The sequence below is a fragment of the Salinifilum ghardaiensis genome, from assembly GCF_054491345.1.
The window spans coordinates 4,529,772-4,553,062 of sequence record NZ_CM137101.1; the positions used below are offsets into that span (position 1 = coordinate 4,529,772).

Consider the following 23,291-nt stretch of genomic DNA (forward strand, 5'->3'; position numbering starts at 1 on the left):
CAACGGGCCCCCCGACGCGCCGGCACCCTGTGGACAACTCGCCCCCTTGGGGACAGATTGTGCTCTATCCGCGTGGGGATAACTTACAATTTTCATGAAAATTGCGCTTCCTGGAAGCGTTCCAGAAAGCGCTGAAGCACCACCGCCGGGCGACGACCACCGCTACCAGGTCGCCGCTCCGGGCCACCGCTACCGGGCCACCGCTCCGGGCCACCGCTACCGGGTCGCCGCTCCATCGGTGCTCCTCCTCTGCTCTCGCAGCCTCCGTGGAGCGCCGGGGACACGGGTCACCGAGCGAACGCGCGGAGGCGCTGCTCGGGCAGCGTGGTCATCCGCTCGGCCTCGGCGGCGTCGATGGCCCCGTTGTCCAGGGCGCGCGCGAACGACACCGCGAGCGCACGGGCGGTCGCCGGTTCGTCGAGCACGGCCGAGTCGGCGGCGGAGACGTAGTCGGCCAGCCGCTGCGCCTGCTGCGGGGCGATCTCCCGGAACGCGGCGAACACCGCGGCGTAGCGGGTGACCAACTGCGCCGGGTGCAGGTCCCAGCTCTGGTAGAAACCGTGCCGCAGGGACCGGCGGACCAGGTCGTAGTGGGTGCGCCAGCCGTGCCGCACCTGTTCGCCGACCGGCAGCACGTTGGTGGAGCCGTCGGAGAGGAACACCCCGGTACCCGCGGCGGAGACCTGCATCGCGTGCCGCGCGAAGTCGCAGGCGCGGTGCGCCATGTGCTGGTTCTCCGCGGTCAGACCGCAGGCGGCGGTGTAGTCGTAGGTGCCGAAGTGCAGCCCGCTGACCCGTCCGGCACCGGCGCGGATCAGCCGCGGCAGCGCGAACCGGCCTTCGGAGTCCACGATGGACTGCGGTGTTTCCACCTGCAGCTCGAACCGCAGCGCGCCCTCCTCGAGCCCGAGGGTGCGCTCGGTCAGCGCCAGCAGGTCGACGAACACCTCCACCTGGGAGATGTCCATGATCTTCGGGAACGTGAGCACGAACCCGTCCGGCAGCCGCCCGTGCCCGTCCAGCAGTTCGGTGAGGAACACGTCGAGCGTGCGCAGCGAACGCGCCCGCAGCTCCGGTGTGTCGAAGGACTTCACCCGCAGGCCGAACGTCGCCGGTGCCGCGCCGGCGGCCAGCCAGTCGGCGACCACTCCTGCGGTGCGGGCGGCGTCGGCGTCCTCCGCCTCGTCGCCCGGCTGCCCGTAGCCGTCCTCGAAGTCGATGCGCAGGTCCTCCAGCGGCGCGTCCACCAGGCGCTGCCGCACCCGCGGGTGCACCGCTTCGGCGAGCTCGGCCGGCATGCCGAGGACCTCGGCCAGCTCCGCCGGTCGCGGAGCGTGCCCGTCCATCGCCTCGAGGGCCCGTCGTCCCCACGAACGCACGGTGTCGCCGTCGACCTGCTCCGCCGGCACGTAGCAGGTGTGCACGGGTTGCCGCGCCGCACCGGAACCGGGGTAGGCCTGGGCGAGCGATTCGTCCACGGAGGACAGGAGCCGGAGTCGGTCGTCCACGGCGGCGGGGTCCAACGAGGTCCGGACCACGGGAGCACTCTCCTCTTTCTCATCGGGGTGTGCGCCCCTCCCGGCTGCCGACCGCGCTCGAGGCGGCACCGGGAGGGGACGCACCGGAAACCGTCAGTCGATGCGCTCGTAGGCGGGCAGGGTCAGGAAGTCGGCGAACTCGTCGGCCACGGCGACCTGCTCGAACAGCTCCACGGCCTGGGCGAGGTTCTCGTCCTCGCCGAACTCCTGCCGCAGCTCCTCGTGCACCTCACCGAGGATCTCGCGGACGAGCTCCTTGGTGACCTTCTCTCCGCTGTCGAGTTCGAGACCGTTGTGCAGCCACTGCCACACCTGGGAGCGGGAGATCTCGGCGGTCGCGGCGTCCTCCATGAGGTTGTGGATCGCCGCGGCGCCGTTGCCGCCGAGCCACGAGGTGAGGTAGCGGACGCCGACGTCGACCGCGCCGCGCAGCCCCTCGCGGGTCCTGCCGCCCGGCGTGGCGGCGACGTTGAGCAGGTCCTCGGCGGTGATCGCCACGTCCTCGCGCTTGCGGTCGATCTGGTTGGGTTTGTCGCCCAGCACCGCGTCGAACTCCTCGTAGCACGGCCCGATCAGACCCGGGTGGGCCACCCAGGAGCCGTCGAAGCCGTCGCCCGCCTCGCGCTTCTTGTCATCGTGCACCTTGCCCAGTGCCTTCTCGTTGGTCGCCGGGTCCTTGGTGGGGATGAACGCGGCCATGCCGCCGATGGCGAACGCGCCGCGCTTGTGGCAGGTGCGCACGAGCAGTTCGGTGTAGGCGCGCATGAACGGCGCGGTCATCGTGACGCTGTTGCGGTCCGGTAGGATGTACTGCCCGGTCTCGCGGAACGTCTTGATGACGCTGAACAGGTAGTCCCAGCGCCCCGCGTTCAGCCCGGCCGAGTGGTCGCGCAGCTCGTAGAGGATCTCCTCCATCTCGAACGCCGCCGGGTAGGTCTCGATGAGCACGGTCCCGCGGATCGTGCCGTGGGGGATGCCCAGCTCGGACTGCGCGTGCGTGAACACGTCGTTCCACAGCCGCGCTTCCAGGTGGCTCTCCATCTTGGGCAGGTAGAAGTACGGCCCGCTGCCCCGCCTGATCAGCTCGTGGGCGTTGTGGAAGAAGTACAGCCCGAAGTCGAGCAGCGCGCCGACGACGGGTTCGCCGTCGACGAGCACGTGCTTCTCGTCCAGGTGCCAGCCGCGGGGCCGCACCAGCGGGACCGCGTGCTGCACGTCGTCCCGCAGCGCGTAGTGCTTGCCCTCCGGCGTGGTCAGCTCGATCTGCTTGCGGACCACGTCGTGGAGGGTGACCTGGCCGGAGACGACGTTGTCCCAGTGCGGGGTGTTGGCGTCCTCGAGGTCGGCCAACCACACGCGCGCACCGGAGTTGAGCGCGTTGACGCCCATCTTGCGGTCGGTGGGGCCGGTGATCTCCACGCGGCGGTCGCGGATGTCCGCCGGCGGTTCGGCGACCTGCCAGTCACCTTCGCGGATGTGCCTGGTCTCCTCGAGGAAGTCCAGGCGGCCGTCGCGCACGGCCTGGGCGCGCCGCTCGGCCCGCCGCTCGAGCAGCTCCGCGCGGCGCCGGCCGAAGGCCCGTTGCAATCCGGCGACGAACTCCAGGGCCTCGGCCGTCAGGATCTCGTCACCGCGTTCGACAGGTGCGCCGAGCACGCGCACGCCCTGTCCTTGAGACATGAGATGTCCACCTCTCTTCGCTGCCGGGTCGCCAGATGGTGGTGAGCGTTCACAGTGCCGCGCGGAGCGCTCGTGCGCATCCACGCGGGCCGGCGGCCCTCGCCGGCGGCCGTCACTTTCTAGCGGTACGGCTGTCTTGTTTTCTGCATCGTGGATGTTAGTTTCCACATCGCGTTCGAAGCAACAGACGAGGTCGCGAAGAACACGGGATAGACTTCAGCACGAACCCCCGGTCGAAAGGACGACGCTCATGACCACCGACCCGCGCCGCGCACAGCAGGGCGGAGGAGTGCAGTCGGTCGAGCGCACCTTCGAACTGCTGGAGCTCATGGCCGACGCGGGCGGGGAGGTCACGCTCTCCGAGCTGGCCGACAAGTCCGGGCTGCCGCTGCCGACGATCCACCGGATCATGCGCACGCTCGTCGCCCGCGGTTACGTGCGGCAGCAGCCCTCCCGCCACTACGTCCTCGGACCGGGGCTCATCAGACTGGGGGAAACCGCCAGTCGCGCCCTCGGCACGTGGGCGCGCCCCTACCTCGCCGAGCTCACCGAGGCCACCGGCGAGACCTCGAACATGGCGGTGCTCGACGGCGACCAGATCGTCTACGTCGCGCAGGTGCCCTCGCAGCACTCCATGCGCATGTTCACCGAGGTCGGACGCCGCGTCGACGCGCACGCCACCGCCGTCGGCAAGGCCGTGCTCGCCACGCTCCCCACCGACCCGGTGCACCAGCTGCTCACGCGCACGCACATGCGCCCGCACACCGAACGCACCGTCACCACCGTCGACGGCATGTGGAGCGAGATCGAGCGCATCCAGCAACAGGGCTACGCCGTCGACGACGGCGAGCAGGAAGTGGGCGTGCGCTGCTACGCGGTGGCGCTGCCGAACACCCCGGCGCGCGCGGCCATCTCCATCAGCGGTCCGGAGGGACGCATCGCCCGCATCGCCACCGACGAGGTGATCCCGCTGATGCAGCGGCTGGCGCGGGACCTGGCCGAGGAGATCGGGGCGGAGGAGGCCGAGGAGTGACAGCGGCCGCGGCGAGCGGGAACCCCTGCGGCGGTGCGCCCGGCGGAGCGCCGAGCGGCGGGGATCACCCCTCCACCGCGGTGGGCAGCTCGCGGCCCTGCCAGCCGGGGCCCCGCGGGTGCAGGCCCACCTCGCGGACGTCGTCCGGGCGGCGCCGGATCCGCACCAGCAGGTGCGAGTCCGCGAGCCGCTCGGCCACGCCCTCGCCCCACTCGACGACCACGGCGGCCTCGGTCAGGTCCGTGTCCAGGTCCAGATCGTCGACCTCGTCCAACGAGGACAGACGATAGGCGTCCACGTGCACCAGCGACGAGCCCGCACCGGACTCCGGATCGTGCACCCGGGCGATGACGAACGTCGGCGAGGTGATCGGCCCCCGCACCTCCATGCCCGCCGCGATGCCGCGGGTGAGCACGGTCTTGCCCGCGCCGAGCGGACCCTCCAGCAGCACGAGGTCACCGGCGCGCAGCCGCGCGCCGAGCTCCCGGCCGAACTCCCACGTGGCGTCCTCAGTGGACAGTTCCAGCGCCGCGGCGGCCGCGTTCGCCTCGGATTCCATCGTGCACGTCACCTTCTCAGCTCGGACCGCTCCGCTCGCCGCGCCGCTCCCGCGGAGCGGGGGCGCGAGCCGCAGCAAGCGGCGCAACTCCTCGTTGACCAGCTCGGGCCTCTCCAGCATCACCAAGTGCCCGGCGCCCTCCGCAGCCACCAACCGAGCGTGCGGCACGGCCCCGGCGATCGCCTCGGCGGAGGAGAACGGCGTGAGCCGGTCCGCGTCACCGCTGAGCACCAGCACCTCGCAGCTCTCCAGCGCGGCCAGCGCGGCGGTGCGCTCGTGCGCGGCGAACGTCGGCAGGAAGTCGGTGACGACCTCCACCCGGGTCGAACCGATCATCTCCGCCGCCAGGTCGACCACGGCCGCGGCGACCTCCCGCCCGCCGAACGCCAGCGAGCGGGTGATCCGCCGCGCCACCGCATCACCCCGGTGACGCACCCATTCCACCAGGTCCGGCTGCACGTCGGCGAGCACCGTCAGACCGCGCGAGACCGGGTTGTAGCGGGACAACCACGGACGCACCACCCGCGTCTCCTCGAGCGCGCCCGCGGCGGTGCCCATGAACGCGACCGCGCGCACCCGCTCGCGGAACAGCTCCGGACGCCGCTCGGCCAGCGCCATGAGCACCATGCCGCCCATCGAGTGCCCCACGAGCGCGATCGGCCCACGCGGCACGACCGCGCGCAGCACCGCGTCCAGGTCCGCGGCGAGCTGGTCGATCGTGCTGCCGGTGGCACCCGCGTAACCGGACTCGCCGTGCCCGCGGTGGTCGTAGGCCACCGCCCGCACCCGCGGCTCCTCCGCGGAGGCCAACGTGCGCAGCTGGAACGTCCACGACCGGCTGTCCAGGGCGAACCCGTGGACGAACACCGCGGTCACGTCCGCTCCCCCACCGGGCGGTTCGTACTCCCAGGTCCACAGCGGGATGCCGTCATCGGTGGAGACCGTGGAGCTGCGCGAGGCCTGCGACCTCCCCGGCAGCTCCTCCTCCCCGAGCTCCTGCTGGTCGAGGTCCTCGGATTCGGCGGCACCCCCGCCGCGACGGCGCGAACCGACCACGCCGAGCACCACGCCCGCCGCGCCGGCGAGGCCGCCGGCCCACGCCAGCGTCTGCCACAGCGGCCTCATCCGCCCACCACCGTCCGCGTCACCCGCGGCCGGTACATGCCCGTGACGACCTCGTAGTGGATCGTGCCGAGCTCCTCGGCCCACTCCGCGGCAGTGGGCTCGCCCCGGTCCCCGGGGCCGAACAGCACGACCTCGGAACCGGCGGGAACCTCCGCGTCACCGCAGTCGACGACCACCTGGTCCATGCACACGGTCCCCACCACCGGGCGCCGCCGACCCGCCAGCCACACCGAGAGGCTCCCGGACAGCCCGCGCGGCACCCCGTCGGCGTAGCCGACCGGGACGAGCGCCAGCGTCGTCGGGCGCTGCGCCGTCCACGTCCACCCGTAGGACACGCTCTCCCCCGCGGCGACCCGCTTGGTCCGCGCCACGGAGGAGCGGAACGTCATCGCCGGGCGCAGACCGCGCTCGCAACCCCCCGACACCGGGTCCAGCCCGTACACGGCGATGCCCGGGCGCACCAGCTCGAACCGCAGATCCGGCCGGGTCAGCGCCGCCGCCGAGTTCGCCAGGTGCCGGATCGGCCGCAGCCCCGCCTCCCGCGCCCGCGTCCACGCCCGGTGGAACCGCTCCGCCTGGGCGTCCACCGACGGATCACCGGGCTCGTCGGCGCAGGCCAGGTGCGACCACACCGCGTGCACCGCGAGGTCCCCGTCGACCTCGGCCTTCGCCGCCGCGTCCACCAGCGCGGGCCACTCCTCCTCCGTGCAGCCGTTGCGGCTCAGCCCGGTGTCGATCTTCAGGTGCACCCTGCCGGTGACACCCACCTCGCGGGCCGCAGCGGCGATCGCGCGCAGCTCGTCCAACGAGGACACCGACAGGTCCACCCCGGCGCGCAGCGCGGGCGCGAACTCCTCGCCCTCGGTGTAGAGCCAGCACAGCACCGGTGCCGCGATGCCCGCCGCGCGCAGCTGCAGCGCCTCGCCCGGCGCGGCGGTCCCGATCCACTCGGCCCCCGCGTCCAGCGCCGCCCGCGCCACCGGCACCGCCCCGTGGCCGTACCCGTCGGCCTTGACCACGACCATCGTCGCCGCACCGGACCCGCGCGCCGCCCCCGTCAGGAGGCGCACGTTGCCCCGCACGGCGTCGAGGTCCACGCGGAGATCGGCGCGGAGGGCGGTCAACTCGCTCATCGCAGCATCATCCTCGCACACGAGACCGGCCGCCGGGCGTCCGGCGCCGCAGCATCACCGCCGGTCATCGAGCTGCACCAAGCGTCGCGCACCGGCTGCGCAGCGCCCGGGCGCGCACCTCGCGCACGGCCTCCGGCACCGCCGCCAGCAACGCTGACGCGCCGATCGGCGCCCCCACCGGGACGCCCCCGCCCGTCCCCCGCCCGAGCGCTGCGCCCGCGGCCGCCATGGCGTGCACCCGCGCGGCGCAGCCGCACGCCCACAGCGGGTCCATCCCGCTGGCCAGCAGCGCGCCGATCAACCCAGTGAGCACGTCCCCGGAACCGGCGGTGGCCGGCCACGCGTGGCGGGCGTCGTTGACGATCACGCGCCCGTCCGGGGCGGCGATCACCGTGGTGTTGCCCTTGAGCAGCAGCACCACGTCGAACCGCGCGGCGACCTCGCGGGCCGCGCCGACGCGGTCCGCCCCGAGCTCCTCGCCCGCCAGGCGGGCGAACTCGCCCGCGTGCGGGGTGAGCACCACGGGCACGTCCGGGTCCCGCGCGTCCCACAGCGACGCGTCCTCGGCCAGCAGCGTGATCGTGTCCGCGTCCCCGCAGACCGGGCGGCCCGACTCGAGCACGTGCCGCACCACGTCCCGCCCGCTGGAACCGGTGCCGATGCCCGGGCCCATCGCCCAGGACTGCACCCGGCCCGCATCGGCCACCGCTCCAGTGGTGACGACCTCGGGCCAGTGGTTGCGCACCGTGTCCGCGGCGGGACCGGCGTAGCGGACCATGCCCGAGGTGGCCTGCACCGCCGCGCCCGCGGCGAGCACCGCCGCACCGGGGAAGGTGGCCGAACCGGCGGCGATGCCCACCACGCCCTGGGTGTACTTGTCGTCCTCCGGCCCCGGAACCGGCCAGTGCGCACCGACGTCGACGCCGTCGAGCATGAACAGCTCCGGCTCGGGCAGGTGCTCGTCCACCCCGATCGGGGCGACCTCGACCGTCCCGGCGTGCACCGCGCCGGGACCGACGACCAGCCCGGGCTTGCTCCCGCCGAAGGTCACAGTGCGCTCCGCGCGCACCGCGTCGTCCGCGGCCTCACCGGTGACCGGGTCCACACCGCTGGGCAGGTCCACCGCGACGATCGGGGCGGTGACGCGCTCCACCAACCGCGCCGCGCTCGGCCGCAGCCCGCCACGCGCGGACAGGCCGACGATCCCGTCGACGACCGCGTCGGCACGCCCCACCGCATCGACCGCGGACGCGCCGATGCCCTCCGTGTCCGGGTGCGCGCCCGCGGCCGGCACGGCCCGGCCGCCGCGCGCCCGCAGCCCGGCCAGGCCCTCCGCGTGCGTGCGGTCCGGCGCGAGCAGCACCGCCGTCACCCCGGCGCCGCGGCGGCGCAGCTCGGCCCCGGCCCACAGCGCGTCGCCGCCGTTGTTCCCGGCGCCGACCAGCAACGTCACGTGACGGCCCGCAACGCCCCCGGTCCGCTCGGTCAGGACCCGCGTGACGGCCACCGCCACCGCGTGGGCGGCGCGGCGCATCACGGCGGGCTCCGGAACGGTGGTGAACAGGCTCTGCTCAGCAGCGCGAATCTGCTCCGGTGTCCACGCTCCCCGCATGGGGCCTCCTCGTCGCCGGCGTCCGTTGGCGGACACGAATCCGTCGGCGGACACGATACGTACCCGCCCGCAGCGACCGATCACCACGACGCGCCCGCGGCGCGTCGGGCGCCCCCGGGTGCGCAGCGTTCCCGAGCGCACAGCGTCCCCGGGTGCGCAGCGTTCCCGGGTGCGCAGCGTCCTCCGCCCGGAGCGGCCCCGGGACCGCGGCGGAGCTGTCGCCGCGGCCGCCGCGCGCCGCTCACGGCGGCCGGCCCGCGTACCCGGAGCCGCGCTCGGCGGTGCCCTCGGTGACGTGCTCGGCGATGACCACGGCGGAGGCCAGCTCGGCGTCGTGCGTCAGCGACACGTGCCACCGGTTCACCGACCGGTGCGCGGCGGCCGCCGCCAACCCGCCGGTGACGTGCAGCACCGGCCGCCCGTCGGAGGCGCTGTGCACGGCGCAGTCGGTGAACTCGGTGCCCCCGGGCACCCCGAGCGCCTTCGCCGCCGCCTCCTTCGCGGCGAACCGGGAGGCCAGCGAGCGCACCGAACGCGCCCGCCCCTCCCACGTGACCCGCTCCTCCGCGGTGAACAGGCGGTCGACCAGCTCCGGGGTGCGGCGCAGCGACTCGGCGAACCGCCGCACCCCGACCAGGTCCGTGCCCACGCCGATGATCACGGCCGCCCCCGCGGTGTCACTCGACCGTGACCGACTTGGCGAGGTTGCGCGGCTTGTCCACGTCGAAGCCGCGGCCGCGCGCGATCTCCGCGGCCAGCACCTGCAGCGGCACGCTGGAGACCAGCGGCTGCAGCAGCGTCGACACCGCGGGCACCTCGACCAGCTCGTCGGCGAACGGGCGCACCGCGTCATCGCCCTCCTCGGTGATGACGACGGTCCGCGCGCCGCGGGCCTGGATCTCCCGGATGTTCGACACCATCTTGGCGTGCAGCTGGGCCCGGCCCTTCGCCGAAGGCATCACGACCACCACCGGCAGGCCCTCCTCGATCAGCGCGATCGGGCCGTGCTTGAGCTCGCCCGCCGCGAAGCCCTCCGCGTGCATGTAGGCGAGCTCCTTGAGCTTGAGCGCGCCCTCCAGGGCGATCGGGTAGCCCACGTGCCGGCCGAGGAACAGCACCGCCTTCGACCCGACCAGGTCCTGCGCCAGCTGCCGGGTCTGCTCGACCGTGGTCAGCGCCTGCTGCACCGCCTCCGGCGTGGCCGCCAGGTCGGCGAACTCGCGGGCCACCTCGTCCGGGTACTTCGTGCCGCGGGCCTGCGCCAGCGCGAGACCCACGAGGTAGTTCGCGGCGATCTGCGCCAGGAACGTCTTCGTCGCCGCCACCCCGATCTCCGGACCGGCGTGCGTGTAGAGCACCGCGTCCGACTCGCGCGGGATCTGCGCCCCGTTCGTGTTGCAGATCGCCAGCACGCGGGCCCGCTGGGTGCGCGCGTGCCGCACCGCCTCCAGCGTGTCCATCGTCTCGCCGGACTGGGAGATCGCCACCACCAGCGTGTCGCGCCCCAGCACCGGGTCCCGGTAGCGGAACTCGCTGGCCAGCTCCACCTCGACGGGGATGCGGCACCAGTGCTCGATGGCGTGCTTGGCCAGCAGCCCCGAGTGGTAGGCCGTGCCGCAGGCCACGACGAAGACCTTGTCCACGTCCCGCAGGTCCTGGTCGCTCATGCGCTGCTCGTCGAGGACGACCGAACCGTTCCGGAAGTGCCCGCGCAGCGTGTTGCGCAGGGCCTCCGGCTGCTCCTCGATCTCCTTGAGCATGAAGTAGTCGTGCCCGCCCTTCTCGGCGGCCGACAGGTCCCAGTCCACGGTGAACGGCTTCGCCGCGACCTCCGCCCCGTCGAAGTCGGTCACCCGGTAGCCGTCCGCGGTGATCGTCACCGCCTGGTCCTGGCCCAGCTCGACGGCGTCGCGGGTGTGCTCGATGAACGCCGCCACGTCCGAGGCCACGAAGTGCTCGCCCTCGCCCACGCCGACGACCAGCGGCGAGGAGCGCCGCGCCGCCACGATCGTGTCGGGCACGTCGGCGTGCGTGACCACCAGCGTGAACGCGCCCCCCAGCCGGCGGGCCACGGAGTTCACGCTCGCCGTGAGATCACCGGCGGTGGGACCGCGGTCGAACGCGGCGGCGATGAGGTGGGCAGCGGTCTCGGTATCCGTCTCGCTGGCCATCTCCACACCCGCGGCCTCCAGCTCGGCCCGCAGCGCGGAGAAGTTCTCGATGATGCCGTTGTGCACCACCCCGACCTTGCCGCTGCTGTCGCAGTGCGGGTGGGCGTTCCGGTCGGTCGGTGCGCCGTGCGTCGCCCAGCGGGTGTGCCCCATCCCGCTGCTGCCGGCGAAGCGCGAGCCGTCCGACCCGGCCAGCCGCTCTTCCAAGTTCGACAGCGCTCCGGCGGCGCGCTCCACGGCGAGCTCACCACCCCCGTCCAGCAGCGCCACTCCCGCCGAGTCGTAACCCCGGTACTCGAGGCGGCGCAAACCTCCGAGCACCACGTCCAGGGCCTGGCGATGTCCTGCGTAACCAACGATGCCGCACACTCGCCCCAGCGTAGCTACCGCTCGCGCGCCGCACCTCCGCGGAGGCGTGGCTCCCGCACGCACGCGGCGCAGTGGGCTACGGTTGCGACCCATGGGGCGCAGTGTGACGAACGCGTTCGACGAACTCTCCCGCCGCGGGCCGCACGAGGTGCTGCACGGCGACCTGTCGCTGGTGGGCCTGCCCGGGGTGCTGTGCACGCCGCGCAGCGGACTCGGACTGCCGGCGATCGCCTTCGGGCACGGTTGGCTGCAGCCGCCGCGGCGTTACCTCGGACTGCTGCGGCACCTGGCCTCGTGGGGCTTCGTCGTCGCCGCACCGGCCACCCAGGGGGGCGTGTTCGCCTCGCACCGGTCGTTCGCCGGCGACCTGCGCACCGCGCTGGACATCTGCGTGCACGTGCGGCTCGGCGACGGCGGCATCAGCGTCGACGAGCGCCGGCTCGGGCTCTCCGGGCACGCCATGGGCGGCGGCTGCTCCGTGCTCGCCGCGGGCTCGGACAGCCGGGTGCGCGCGGTCGCCGCAGCAGCTCCGGCGCAGACGCTGCCGTCGATGCTCGACGTAGCACCGCACGTCAGCGCGCCCGGCCTGTTCCTGGCCGGGGGAAACGACCTGCTCGCGCCCGCGAACGCGCACGCGATGCCGCTGGCGCGCGCCTGGGGAGGGTCGGTGCAGCTGCGCACGCTGCCGAAGGCCAGCCACCTCGGCTACGCCGAGGGGCGGCACTGGTCGGAACTGCTGCTGCACGGACGCCCGGAGCACCGCACGCAGCGGATCACCAAAGCGCTGTTCACCGCGTTCTTCCTGCGCACGCTGGCCGGGGACAAGCGCGGGGCGGTGCTGCTGGCGGAGAAGCTCAAGGGCACCGAGCTCGACTCCGAGCACACCCGCGGGGAGCTCGCGGCGGCGTAGGCGGGACGGCGCCGGCTCCCCCGCGGCGCCGGGTGCGCAGGGACGTCCGCCGGTGTTCAGGGGCGTCAGCCGGGGCCGCGGCAGCGGCTGCAGCGGGCACGTGCCCGGTTCTCGCCCGCAGGAGCGATCATCTCGGTCATACTCCCCGGCGATGAACACGCCGCAACCACCGCAGGGTCAGCAGGGGCACCCGGGCTACCCCGGGATGTCACCGGGGCAGCCGGGCCAACCGGGACAGCCCGGCTACCCCGGGATGTCACCGGGGCAGCCTGCTCCGCACGGCCAACCGGACCCGGGCCAGCCCGCACAACCGGGCCCCGCGCAACCGTTCGGCCCACCAGGACCACCACCCCCACCCGGCACGCAACCTGGCCCTCCGCAGACCGGACCGGGAGGAACACAGAACGGTTCCCGCGGTTTCGCGCTCACGCTCGGTGCCATCGCGCTCGCCCTCGGGGCGTACCGCGTCGTGGGGTACCTCCTGGCGATCGCCGTCTACGAGTTCGGCTTACCGCCGATCTCGCCCCTGATGTCCCCGGGCTTCTTCCACGGCGAGCAGATGTGGTGGCTGACGATCGAAGCCCTGGTCCTCGCAGCTCCCCTCAGCGCAGCGGGGGTGCTGCTCCTGCTCAGGAAGAACTGGGCGCCCGTGGCTGCTTCAACGGCCGCAGCGCTCAACCTCGCCTACTGCGGATTCGTCGTGTTCTCCGCCATCGCCGTGGGGCGCGAACTGCTCCGCCCGACGTTGTTCCTGCTGCTTCCGCCCGCACTTCTCGCGGGGTTGGTGTTCCTGCCGCAGGTGCGCGGCGCCCTCCGCGGAGAGGCGAAGAAGCATCCGGCCCCGTCGTACGGGCCGCCAGCTGCCGGGTTCCCGACAGCACCCGGAGGGCCCGGCGCACCGTTCGGTGCAGGGCAACCAGCCGGGCAGCGAGGATTCCCGGTGCAGCCCGATGCGCCCGCGCAGCAGGCGCCAGCCGGGCACCGGGCTCCACCACCTCAGGCACTCCCCTGGCAGCACCCACCGCAGCAACCGCACTGATCGGCCGGAGCTGCCCCGTGATCGATGTGCCGGGCTGAAGGCCGGTTCTCGCCCGCAGGAGCGATCATCTCGGTCATACTCCCCGGCGATGAACACGCCGCAACCACCGCAGGGTCAGCAGGGGCACCCGGGCTACCCCGGGATGTCACCGGGGCAGCCGGGCCAACCGGGACAGCCCGGCTACCCCGGGATGTCACCGGGGCAGCCTGCTCCGCACGGCCAACCGGGCCCGGGCCAGCCCGCACAACCGGGCCCCGCGCAACCGTTCGGCCCACCAGGACCACCACCCCCACCCGGCACGCAACCCGGCCCTCCACAAGCCGGACCTCAGCAGGCCGGGGCCCAGCTGCCGCCCGGGGCGCAGCCGGCCCCGGGCGCGCAGCTGCCACCCGGGGCGCCAGCTCCTCCCCCGAACGCACCGGGCGGTCCGGAGGCCGGACGCGTCGTCGCGATCGTGCTGGGCGCGCTCGCGCTGTTGTTCCCGGCCTACTCCGTCATCATCAACGTGCGGCTCCTCGCCCTCTACGGCCCGCCCGAACCGAACGTGCAGCTGGCCCTCGCCTACCTCGAACTCGCGGTGTCCGTGGCGTCCGCCGTCGCCGGCGTGGTCCTGCTGCTGCGCCGTCGGCGCCTCGCGCTGTGGGCCTACCTCGTCTACGGGCTCGTCCAGGTCGAAAGCGTCGTGCACCAGGCCGTCCTGGAGTTCCTCCGCGTGGGAGCGTCGTTCTGGACGGCGTGGCTGCGGAGCCCGATCTGGCTGTTGCTGGCCTTCACCCCGATCCTCCTCGCGGGGCTGGTGTTCCTCCCGATCGTGCGCCGCACGCTCACGCGCCCGGCCCGGCCGCAGGACGGTCAGTTCGGAGGGGCTGCACCGCACATGCCGCGCGGAGCGGCTGGTCCTGCCGCGGCCCACCGGTACACGGCGGGGCGCAACAGCACGGGGCGATGCAGGACCAGCCGCCCGCGCCCGGCCCGACGTGGCCGAGCGGACCACCGCGGGCGGCAGGCCGGGACCACGGACCGCCGCACCGCCCCTGAGCCCGCGGCGACCTTCAGCGCAGCCAGGTCTGGTTGCTGAAGTCGTCGTCGTCCTCGTCGAACACCGGCTCCCGAGGAGGTGCCGGTTTGCGCGGCGGTTCCGGCGCGGGCTGCTGCCCGGGGCGGTTCGCCGGTGACGCCGGCTTCTGCTTCGACGCGGACTGCTCGGAGTCCTCGGTGCGCTGGCGACCGAACCGGCCCGCCTGCACCTGCCAGGTGTCCTGCGGCGCGGTACCTCCGGCCCCGGGGCCGGAGGTACCGGAGGGAGCGGAACCTCCCGCCGACGACGCGGTACCCGGAGCCGGGGACTCCGCAGCAGCGGAGGTCGCAGCTGCGGGAGCAGCAGCCTGCTCCTGCGCGCGCTGCTGCTCCCGCAGCGACTGGGCGAAGTGCTCGACCTCCGGGTCCCGGTCCTCCTCGTCGATCCCCTCGCCGACGGAGATCTCGTTCGACTCCTCCTGGCGGCGGAGGTACGCGGCGCGCTCGCGTACGCGCTCGACGAGCTTCTGCGCCTTCTCGACCTGCTCGTCGGCCTTCCTCCCGGCCTGGTCGAGCGTTTCCTGCCACCGCTGGCCAGCGGCTTCCCGGTTGCTCGTGCTCTCGGCGACCAGCGTCCGCATCCGCTCGCGGAACGCTTTCACCCGTTCGCTGTCCCCGCTCACGTTCGCCTCCCGCTGCACCGTCACGTGTTCTTGCGTTGATCGGATTGCTTGTCGTCCTCACCGATCACGGACCGGTACCGCACGTTCGACTGCGGAATGCCGTCGTCGAACAGCTGCCCCTCCGTGCGCCACGGGCTGTCATTGGAGCGTTCCTGGTCACCGCCCTGCTGGCCCATGCCGCCGCCCATCATTCCCATGCCGCCGCCCATCATTCCGCCTCCGGCAGCCCCGGAGCCCTGGGCGCTGCCGGAGGAACCACCGCCCGGTCCGCCGGACTGGGCACCCCCCGGCGGCCCGGAGGCGCCCTCGTTCACCGCGGAGGCCCCGCGGTTGGAATCGCCGCCGAAGCCCGGCTCCGTCGGTCCGGCCGCGCTGTCAGGCCCGGAGCCGCCGAACAGATCACCGGCGATGCTGCCGACCGAGCCCCCGACGCTCGCGCTGAACACCGAGCCGAGCGTGGACTGCGGCGTCGTCGAGGCCGGCGCGTTCTGCGGAGCAGCACCGGACTGCCCCTCGGGGGCACCTGTCGCCGCGGCCGGACCGAGAGCGGCCTCGGGCCCGCCGGAAGTCGCGGCGGGGTCGCCGACAGGCCCCTGCTGCGCTGCCGCGGGAGCCTCCGCGGTCTGCGGCGCGGTCGGCACCTGGCTGCTCGCGCCCGGGGGTTCCGGCGAAGGCGCCTCGGGCTCTGGAGGGGCGGGAGGCGTCTGGCCACCCGGGCCGGTACCCGGATCCGCGGACTGCGCAGGGCCGTCCGGCATGCCGGGCGCCGGGACCCCGTCGTCGCCACCGAAACCGACGGTCTGGTGCAGCGGCGGCTGATCCCCGCCGTTGTCCACGCTGACGGCGAGGCGGCCTTCCGGTGTCCGCTCGACGGTGATCGTGCGGTCGCCCTCTTCGATCACGGCCTTGCCGTCCTCACCGGGCTGGACCGGGATCGGGCCGTCACTCGGAGCACCAGGTTCCCCCGGGGCGCCGGGGCCGGACACGCTGCCGGGGCCGCCAGGAGCGTCCGACTGGCCGGGGTCTCCGGGTACGGACATCTGCTCGCCCGGAGCCTGCTGGCCCGGGAGGGGCTGTCCTGCGGTTTGCTGGACCGGCATCTGCCCCGGCCCGGCCGGGGCGTCCCCTTCCTGGCCGAGCGCGAGGGCGTAGGTCTTGGGCTCCCCGTCCGCGCTGGTGACCTCGACCTCCACCGTTCCGTCCGGTGCCGGCTCCCTCAGGCTCACGGCCTGTTCGCCCTGGCCGAGCGTCACCTCCTCCCTGGTCCCGCCGGGTGCACCGGGGCCGGTGGAACTTCCCGGCCCCTCCGGCGTTCCGGGCATCCCCGGCCCACCGGGACCGGCGGGAGTTCCGGGCATCGCCTCCTGCGGGTCCGACGGCTTCGGAACGTCCTGCCCGCCGGGCGCACCACCCCCAGGCGGACCACCGCCAGGTGCACCACCGCCGCCAGGCGCGCCACCGTCACCGGGGGCACCGCCTCCACCGGGCGGAGCGCCACCGCCCGCGGGCGTGCCACCACCGGGCGCCTGGTCCGGCTGCTGCGGACCGCCGCCCTTGTCGCCCTCCGAATCCGGCGCAGGCCCCGGGTTCTTGAACGGGTCCTCCTCCGCCTCACCGAGCACCTTGTTCAGCTCACCGAAGGCCTCGTCGATCTTCTCCTTCGCATCCTTGCAGGCCTCGTGCAACTCGGCGCAGGAACTCTCGACGATCGAAGCAAAGGTATCGCGGACCACGCTCTGGCAGTCCGTCTGAATCTTCCGCCTCTGCTCGTCCGTCAGATCATTGCCCCAGCACTCGTTATCAATCTGGACATTCCAGATCGCGCACGCCCTTTTGAGCGTGTCGTCGTCCTGGCTGTTGTTGGCGACCTCGATGGTGATCTTCCAGTCGGACTTCCCCTTCCCGTCGATCTGACTCGCATGTTCGGCGAACCCAAGAACGGTTTTCACCTTGTTCCGCACGAACTCGGCAACGCTCTTGTTCGCCTCGCGGATCGACTCAGCACCGTCCTTCGCCCGCGCTGCCACCCTCTCCTGCGCCGTGGGAGTGAGCTTTTCCTGAAAGAAGCCCTCCGAAGCCTGAGCCGCCTGTCCGCTCCACGCCCCCCACAACTGGCCGAGCTTCCCGGCCATCTTCTGGTGCGCCTCCCTGGCGCCCTTGTCGGCAGCCTCCAGGTCATCGGCGCAGCCAGCGAACTTGGCAAAGTCCAGACCGCTCTGCTGCTGGTACTCCTCTTTTATCTTCTCAAGCTTCTTAACTTTTTCCTTGTCGTTGACGGCGTTCTTGATATCGTGATACAGCGGAACCCAGTTCTCGAAAAACTTCAAACCAGGCTTCCCGGATTCCAGCAACTCGTCGGCGGTCTTCACCCCCGCACCGCCGTTTTCGCCGCTCTGCGCGGCCCGCTCGCTGTCCTCCAGAGCCCCGCGGGCGTTCTCGACCTCCCTTTCCCTTTCCTCTGCCGCCGAGTCCGCCTGCTCCTTCGCGTCCTTGTACGCCTCGTCCAGGTCGTAACGGTGCGCCTGGTAGTTCTGATTGTGCGGGGCACCGGCGTAGGTGGTGTACTCGTCCTCGTCCCGGTAACGATCGCGATACGCCACCAACTCCTTCGTATCGCCACCCTCGCCGTGGTGCTCGTACCCTCGGACGAGTTCATACTTCTTCTCGTCCGAGACGTCCGGGTTGTTGAGTAGCTTCTCGACTTCCTCCCAACTCGGCTTTTCGTCCCCACTCATCACTTCTCCCCGGACTGGCCGACGTCCTCGGACGCACTCTCGTCCGTCGCCTCGTAGTCGGAACTGGCCTGTTCCAAGTTCGTCGCGAAATCATCCATCGCATCGGCCATGCTCCGGAGACTCTTGGAAAGCTTCTGCACGCCTTCCTCGAAGCCCTGGAAGTGGTCCTGGTGCGCTTCCCCGAAGTCGGCCTTGGCGACCTCGATGTCGGCGACGTCCTTGCTGTGCTTGTCGCGCAGGGGGTCAGCCGCACTGCGAACGCTGCCCGCGGTGGCACTCAACTCACCGGCATTCGCCCCGAATCCCGACAACGCGCCCTCCTCTCCGCTCAGTCCGCCGCGCCACCATCACGAGGTTCGCACCCGCGGGCGCGACGCGGACGTGCGTGCGATCAACTGCTCCATCTTGGCAGTTCTGATCGACATCGCGGGGCGATCCGGGCGATCCGCTTGCAAAAGCGAAAGATCCGGTGGTCAGTCCCGCGGTCCGCACGGCTGCTGGGGGCACGCCTGCTGCGGGTGCCCGGCCTGCCCGGCTGGGCCGAACCGTATCCGCCGACGACGGGCTGGCTGCCCCGGCTGCGCGGACTGCTGAACCGCACCCCACGAGGGGGACCACGTCGCGGAGGGCTGCAGCGTCTGCTCCAGCCGCCGCTCGAAGCGCTTCACCAGCAGCTTGGCGGTGATGAACGCGCCGAGGACGCCGCCAAGAGCGCCGAGGAGCACGGCCAGCAGAACGTTGAGGAGAATCACCACGGCGCGACGGTACCGGTGCGCACCGGCCCGACACGCCGCCGCGCGTCGGGCGCCGCACGCGTTTCCACAGATCAGCGCCAGGCCGCGGACAAGACTCGGATCCGGTTGCCGATCCCCGTCACTCGCACAAAGCCCTACCGGCCGGCCGGAGTCCTGCCAGACTGCTGGCAGCAGGGCACTCCGGCACGTCCCCCGCCGCGCGTCCCGGCAGCTCCAGCACACAGAGAGGTTCAGCACACAGAACCCGGCGCACTGCCCCCAGCTCCAGCGCACACCCCCCAGTCGCACCGCCCCAGCGCACGCTCCCGCGGCTCACCCCCGCGCCGGCGGCCGCGCGCAGCCGCACCGGCACCCGAACCGGTAGAGCTCACCCCAGCACAACGGGCAGGCCCCAGCCCTGCGACAGCACGACCGCGAGGACCGCGGTGACGAACAGCAGCACCAAGGGGAGCACAAGACCCCAGAGCAGATCGCCGAGAGCCCGCATGACCCCTCCTCCGTCGAACGCGCAGCAGTCCGCGGCCTGCCCGGAACTTCCCGCGAACCGGCTGCGGCCACACCGACGACCCCGCCCCGCGGAGACCGGCTGCTCGGGCCTGCGCCGCCCGCCGGTGCGCCGGGCGGCCGCGGGCACCGGTTACCACGTCGCGCCCAGGTGGAAACTCCTCCTAGGAGGCCCCGCGGTGCCTGATGTGATCGACGAACCAGGTGCGTCCCTCGTGCGCCGCGTTGACCGCCTTCAACCCGGCCAGCGCGAGCACCGCGAACACGACGATGCTCGCCACGAGGCCGAGCGCGATCGCGCCCACGGTGAGAGCGGTGACTATGGCACTCATGTGACGAGGGTCGCACACAACCCCGCCGATCACGAGATCTAGATCACACGATCACTGGATCGCGGCAACGATGCCGGCCAGGTGGTCGGCGACGCGCTGCGCTCCGTCCTCGCTCGGCGCCTCGACCATCACCCGGACCAGCTCCTCCGTCCCGGAGGGGCGCAGCAGCACGCGCCCGTGCCCGCCCAGCTCGGTCTCGACCGCGGCCACGGCCTCGGTGACCTCGGGTGCGGACACGGCGGTCGCCTTGTCCGCCACCCGCACGTTCACCAGCACCTGCGGCAGCCGCCGCATCACCGCGGCGAGCTCGGCCAGCGGTTTGCCGGTCTGCGCGACCCGCCCCATCAGCCGCAGCGCGGTCAGCAGCCCGTCACCCGTGGTGGCGTGGTCCGGCAGCACGATGTGCCCGGACTGCTCACCGCCGAGCGACCAACCGCCGGAGTGCAGCTCCTCCAGGACGTAGCGGTCACCCACCTTCGTGGTGCGCATGTCGACACCGCACTCGCCGAGCGCCAGCCGCAGCCCGAGGTTGCTCATCACCGTGGCGACCACGGTGTCCTCGGTCAGCTCGCCCGCCTCGCGCATGGCGAGCGCGAGCACCGCCATGATCTGGTCGCCGTCGACGACCCGTCCCGCGGCGTCCACGGCCAGGCACCGGTCGGCATCGCCGTCGTGGGCGATGCCCAGGTCCGCGCCGTGCTCCACCACCGCGGAGCAGAGGCCGTCGATGTGCGTCGAGCCGACGGCCTCGTTGATGTTGAGCCCGTCCGGCGCCGCGTGCAGCGGGATCACCTCAGCTCCCGCGCGGCGGTACGCCTCGGGAGCCGCCCAGGACGCGGCGCCGTGCGCGCAGTCGACGACGACCGTCAAACCGTGCAGCGGTTGCGGCGCGGCCTGCAGCAGCAGGTCCACGTACCGGTGCAGCGCGTCCGCGTCGTCCCGGACGCGGCCGATGTGCTCGCCCGTCGGCCGCTGCACGTCCTCGCCCAAGCGGGCGGCGATCTCGTCCTCGACCGCGTCCGGCAGCTTGTGCCCGCCCGCGGCGAACAGCTTGATGCCGTTGTCTGGCATCGGGTTGTGCGAGGCGGAGATCATGACGCCGAGATCGGCCCCCGTCGCCGCCACCAGCTGCGCCACAGCGGGCGTGGGCAGGACGCCGATGCGGACCACGTCGGCCCCGGCCGCGGTCAGCCCGGCCGTCACCGCCGCTTCCAACATCTCCCCGCTGGCCCGCGGATCACGCCCGACCAGGGCCACGCGGCGGTGCGAGTCGTCGTGCTCGTACAGCACGCGGGCCGCGGTGGCCGACACGGCCAGGGCCAGTTCCGGAGTCAGGTCGGCGTTGGCCAACCCCCGCACGCCATCGGTGCCGAACAACCGGGACATCGACCGTAGATCCTCCTTCGCCGCACGGCTCCGCCACCGGCGGACCCGCGGACAGCATGACCGCACGGCGTCCGCCGCACACGACGCCGGGTCACCCGGTGGTCTGATCGATCCCGTTCCGCCCGGCGAAAGCCGATCCCCCAGTCCGTCAACGCCACGCCCCCGCGAGAAGGGGCCGCACATACGACAGCGGGAGCAGCCGTGCCGTAGGACGGCTGCTCCCGCGAATCGTCGGGACTCGTCAGCGCTTGCTGTACTGCGGCGACTTCCGCGCCTTCTTGAGGCCGTACTTCTTGCGCTCCTTCTCCCGCGAGTCGCGGGTGAGCATGCCGGCCTTCTTCAGCGTGGGACGGTCCTCCGGCTCGTAGGTCGAGAGCGCGCGGGCGATCGCCATGCGCAGCGCACCGGCCTGCCCGGACGGGCCGCCGCCGTTCAGGGTGACCTTGATGTCGAAGCTGCCGACACGGTCGGTCGCCTGGAACGGCTCCTGCACGACCTGCTGGTGCACCTTGTTCGGGAAGTACTGCTCCAGCGACTTGCCGTTGAGGACGAAGTTGCCGGAACCGGGAACCAGGCGAACCCGGGCCACGGCCTCCTTCCGGCGTCCCACGGTCTGCACCGGACGTCCGGCGGGGACGGGCGCGATGTCCTGAGGCTCGGACTCCTCAGGGGCGATGACGCCCACCTGCTCTTCGTGAAGTTCGTCGGTCACTTCTTGCCCTTCGCGTTGATCTCGAACGGCTGCGGGTCCTGGGCCTGGTGCGGGTGGTTCGGCCCGGCGTAGACCTTGAGCTTCTTCGCCATGGCCCGGCCGAGCTTGTTCTTCGGCAGCATGCCCTTGATCGTCTTCTCCAGCAGCCGCTCGGGGTGCTGCGAGTTCAGCACCTCGCCGAAGGACTGCTTGCGCAGACCACCGGGGTAACCGGTGTGCCGGTACTGGAGCGCTTGCTGACGCTTGTTGCCGGTCAGGCGAACCTTGTCGGCGTTGATGACGACGACGAAGTCGCCGGTGTCCATGTGCGGAGCATAGATCGGCTTGTGCTTGCCGCGCAGCAGCCTCGCGGCCTCGGTTGCCAACCGGCCGAGGACGACGTCCTCGGCATCGATCACATGCCAGGCACGGGTCACGTCGCCGGGCTTCGGGCTGTACGTGCGCACGGGTCTACCTCGTCGTCGTTCGCGTCGGAATCCGGAGTGCGGGGCCCGCTGGAGCTGACCGGCCGTTCGGGACTGATCGTCCCCCGAGACCGGTACGCCGCAGACGTGGCGCCGGGCCGGGCGCACGCCCTCGGCGTGTCCGTCCCAGCCGCGGCTGCGCACGGCGCGCACCGCACAACAAAAAATGAGGGTACTCGGTGGCCGATAACAGGGTCAAAACGGGGCCCGTCGGCAGCGGGACGCCCCGAGGCGGTGCCGTGGAAGGCAGCACCCCGGAAGAAGCACCGGGAAGGAGCGCCCTCGAGCGCCGAGACCCGTCTTCACCATGTCATCGACTCGACCAGCGTACCCGGGGGTGCTCGGCGGCCCGCACCCGGGGTTGGCCCCGCGGGGGCGTTTTCCCCGTGATCGCGGCGCCTTTCCCGGCAGGGCGGCCCCTTCCCGAGGTCACAGCAGCTTCACCGGCAGCAGCTTCCCCTCAGGGCGGCGCCTTTCCGAGTCCGCTCGATCCTCCGCTGCGCACGGACGCAGCGCGGCAGCGGCCCCGCCCGGGGCGCCGCGCGGGGCCGCGATGCGGAACCCGGCGCGGTCGCCGGCCCGCACCCGCCCCAGCACAACGGCCCCGGTGCCCGCGCGGGCACCGGGGCCGTTCGAGCGCTGGTCCGCGGTACCCCGAGCACCGGGACCACCGGCGCGGAGTGACCCGCACCGGCCGGGCAGGCGCTCTCAGCCGCCGAACCGACCGGCGTTGCGCTTCTCACCGGACTGGAAGGACTCGTTGGCGGCGTTGACGGCCATCCCCATCTTGGCCGCGATCTCCTTCATGTTCTGCGCGGCCTGGTCCCACTCGCGCTGCGCGGCGTAGTAGGACTCCTGCGCGGCACCTTCCCAGGAACTGATCAGCGGCTTCAGCGCCGACTCGAGCTGGTTCAGCTCCTGGTCGATCTTGTTCGACGCCTGGCTCAGGCTGTCCGCGGCCTGCTGAAGCTGCGCGAAATCGACCTTGATCTCACTCATGTGGTACTCCCCTCAATACTCGCCAGTTCTCGCCCGGACCCCCAGTGGCCGTCCGGACCCCAGTGGCCGCACCGCGGTCGCCCGCGCGTCAGCCGTTGAGCATGCCCTCGATCTTGGAGATCTCCTGGGCGCTCTCCTCCTGCTGCTGGGCGTAGTCGCGGCTGGAGCCCTGGATGTTCTCGCCGATCTCGTCCAGCTTCTGCGTGATGGTCTTGGCTTCCTGGTTGAACTGGTCCATCAACTTGCGGAAGACCTGCGCGGCCTGGCCCTGCCAGCCCCCCAGCGCCGGCTCGACCTCGCCGTTCAGCGTCTGCACGGCCGAGTCCACGGCCTGGCGCACCTGCTGCACCTCGCTGACGGCCTTCTCCATCACCTCGGTATCGGTACCGAATCCGCCACCCATCGCGGGTCGACCTCCTGTCTCGGTCGTGATCGCGCTTCCTGCGACGCAGACATTGCCATGCCCGGTTCCCGCTTGTCCCGCGTTTCGCCGAAAGTGATTGCGCTTGTGAACGAAGATCGCGGGAACAGCCGC

The 23,291-nt window shown here is 72.4% G+C and carries 21 protein-coding genes and 1 pseudogene; 4 read left to right on the plus strand and 18 right to left on the minus strand.

Features of this window, described 5'->3' with window-relative positions:
- Window positions 1–287: 287 nt before the first annotated feature.
- Both ACVGV0_RS20565 and aceB read right to left on the minus strand, forming a co-directional pair.
- Window positions 288–1,538, minus strand: a complete 1,251-nt coding sequence (locus ACVGV0_RS20565; protein WP_459157327.1) for a DUF6986 family protein — start codon at window positions 1,536–1,538, stop codon at window positions 288–290.
- Window positions 1,539–1,631: 93 nt separating this feature from the next.
- Complete coding sequence (gene aceB / locus ACVGV0_RS20570) at window positions 1,632–3,218, minus strand: malate synthase A (RefSeq protein WP_459157328.1); 1,587 nt, start codon at window positions 3,216–3,218, stop codon at window positions 1,632–1,634.
- Window positions 3,219–3,468: 250 nt separating this feature from the next.
- Between aceB and ACVGV0_RS20575 the strand changes: the two genes are divergently transcribed.
- Window positions 3,469–4,251, plus strand: a complete 783-nt coding sequence (locus ACVGV0_RS20575; RefSeq protein ID WP_459157329.1) for an IclR family transcriptional regulator — start codon at window positions 3,469–3,471, stop codon at window positions 4,249–4,251.
- A 64-nt stretch (window positions 4,252–4,315) separates the two neighbouring features.
- On the opposite strand, the gene tsaE is transcribed toward ACVGV0_RS20575, so the two are convergent.
- From tsaE to glmS, 6 genes and pseudogenes are all read right to left on the minus strand, one after another.
- Window positions 4,316–4,810, minus strand: coding sequence for a tRNA (adenosine(37)-N6)-threonylcarbamoyltransferase complex ATPase subunit type 1 TsaE (gene tsaE / locus ACVGV0_RS20580; RefSeq protein WP_459160083.1), 495 nt, complete (start codon window positions 4,808–4,810; stop codon window positions 4,316–4,318).
- An 81-nt stretch (window positions 4,811–4,891) separates the two neighbouring features.
- Window positions 4,892–5,935 (minus strand): annotated as a pseudogene (locus ACVGV0_RS20585) (alpha/beta fold hydrolase); the annotation flags it as partial.
- Complete coding sequence (gene alr, locus ACVGV0_RS20590; RefSeq protein ID WP_459157330.1) at window positions 5,932–7,068, minus strand: alanine racemase; 1,137 nt, start codon at window positions 7,066–7,068, stop codon at window positions 5,932–5,934. The pseudogene ACVGV0_RS20585 and the gene alr, both read right to left, overlap by 4 nt.
- Window positions 7,069–7,132: 64 nt before the next feature.
- Window positions 7,133–8,680, minus strand: coding sequence for an NAD(P)H-hydrate dehydratase (locus ACVGV0_RS20595; protein WP_459157331.1), 1,548 nt, complete (start codon window positions 8,678–8,680; stop codon window positions 7,133–7,135).
- A 241-nt stretch (window positions 8,681–8,921) separates the two neighbouring features.
- Window positions 8,922–9,341: a holo-ACP synthase gene (locus ACVGV0_RS20600; protein WP_459157332.1), complete on the minus strand. Its 420-nt coding sequence runs from the start codon at window positions 9,339–9,341 to the stop codon at window positions 8,922–8,924.
- Window positions 9,342–9,357: 16 nt separating this feature from the next.
- Window positions 9,358–11,220, minus strand: a complete 1,863-nt coding sequence (gene glmS / locus ACVGV0_RS20605; protein ID WP_459157333.1) for a glutamine--fructose-6-phosphate transaminase (isomerizing) — start codon at window positions 11,218–11,220, stop codon at window positions 9,358–9,360.
- A gap of 91 nt (window positions 11,221–11,311) precedes the next feature.
- Between glmS and ACVGV0_RS20610 the strand changes: the two genes are divergently transcribed.
- The 3 genes from ACVGV0_RS20610 (at window position 11,312) to ACVGV0_RS20620 (ending at window position 14,247) form a co-directional block, all read left to right on the plus strand.
- A complete protein-coding gene (locus ACVGV0_RS20610) occupies window positions 11,312–12,130 on the plus strand; it encodes a dienelactone hydrolase family protein (RefSeq protein WP_459157334.1) in 819 nt (272 codons plus the stop codon).
- 151 nt (window positions 12,131–12,281) lie between these two features.
- On the plus strand, window positions 12,282–13,169 hold the full coding sequence (locus ACVGV0_RS20615) for a hypothetical protein (RefSeq protein WP_459157335.1): 888 nt from the start codon (window positions 12,282–12,284) through the stop codon (window positions 13,167–13,169).
- Between the two features lie 88 nt (window positions 13,170–13,257).
- Window positions 13,258–14,247: a hypothetical protein gene (locus ACVGV0_RS20620; protein WP_459157336.1), complete on the plus strand. Its 990-nt coding sequence runs from the start codon at window positions 13,258–13,260 to the stop codon at window positions 14,245–14,247.
- On the opposite strand, the gene ACVGV0_RS20625 is transcribed toward ACVGV0_RS20620, so the two are convergent.
- From ACVGV0_RS20625 to ACVGV0_RS20670, 10 genes are all read right to left on the minus strand, one after another.
- The gene (locus tag ACVGV0_RS20625) at window positions 14,222–14,893 is read right to left on the minus strand and encodes a hypothetical protein (protein WP_459157337.1); all 672 of its coding nucleotides are present in this window, start codon (window positions 14,891–14,893) and stop codon (window positions 14,222–14,224) included. The genes ACVGV0_RS20620 and ACVGV0_RS20625 overlap by 26 nt on opposite strands.
- Window positions 14,890–17,604 carry a hypothetical protein gene (locus tag ACVGV0_RS20630; protein WP_459157338.1) on the minus strand — a complete coding sequence of 905 codons (2,715 nt, stop codon included), beginning with the start codon at window positions 17,602–17,604 and terminating at the stop codon, window positions 14,890–14,892. Before ACVGV0_RS20630 ends, ACVGV0_RS20625 begins: the two co-directional genes overlap by 4 nt.
- Entirely contained in the window at window positions 17,604–17,915 is a 312-nt protein-coding gene (locus ACVGV0_RS20635; RefSeq protein WP_459157339.1) for a type VII secretion target, read from the minus strand. Before ACVGV0_RS20635 ends, ACVGV0_RS20630 begins: the two co-directional genes overlap by 1 nt.
- Before the next feature lie 162 nt (window positions 17,916–18,077).
- Entirely contained in the window at window positions 18,078–18,359 is a 282-nt protein-coding gene (locus ACVGV0_RS20640; protein ID WP_459157340.1) for a hypothetical protein, read from the minus strand.
- Between the two features lie 668 nt (window positions 18,360–19,027).
- Window positions 19,028–19,195, minus strand: coding sequence for a hypothetical protein (locus ACVGV0_RS20645; protein ID WP_459157341.1), 168 nt, complete (start codon window positions 19,193–19,195; stop codon window positions 19,028–19,030).
- Window positions 19,196–19,246: 51 nt separating this feature from the next.
- Window positions 19,247–20,581 (minus strand): phosphoglucosamine mutase, encoded by a 1,335-nt coding sequence (gene glmM / locus ACVGV0_RS20650; RefSeq protein WP_459157342.1) that lies wholly within the window; start codon window positions 20,579–20,581, stop codon window positions 19,247–19,249.
- A gap of 241 nt (window positions 20,582–20,822) precedes the next feature.
- Window positions 20,823–21,293 carry a 30S ribosomal protein S9 gene (gene rpsI / locus ACVGV0_RS20655; protein WP_459157343.1) on the minus strand — a complete coding sequence of 157 codons (471 nt, stop codon included), beginning with the start codon at window positions 21,291–21,293 and terminating at the stop codon, window positions 20,823–20,825.
- Window positions 21,290–21,739, minus strand: a complete 450-nt coding sequence (gene rplM / locus ACVGV0_RS20660; RefSeq protein ID WP_459157344.1) for a 50S ribosomal protein L13 — start codon at window positions 21,737–21,739, stop codon at window positions 21,290–21,292. Before rplM ends, rpsI begins: the two co-directional genes overlap by 4 nt.
- Before the next feature lie 726 nt (window positions 21,740–22,465).
- Window positions 22,466–22,756 (minus strand): WXG100 family type VII secretion target, encoded by a 291-nt coding sequence (locus tag ACVGV0_RS20665; protein WP_459157345.1) that lies wholly within the window; start codon window positions 22,754–22,756, stop codon window positions 22,466–22,468.
- An 88-nt stretch (window positions 22,757–22,844) separates the two neighbouring features.
- Complete coding sequence (locus ACVGV0_RS20670; RefSeq protein WP_459157346.1) at window positions 22,845–23,159, minus strand: WXG100 family type VII secretion target; 315 nt, start codon at window positions 23,157–23,159, stop codon at window positions 22,845–22,847.
- Between the last annotated feature and the right edge of the window lie 132 nt (window positions 23,160–23,291).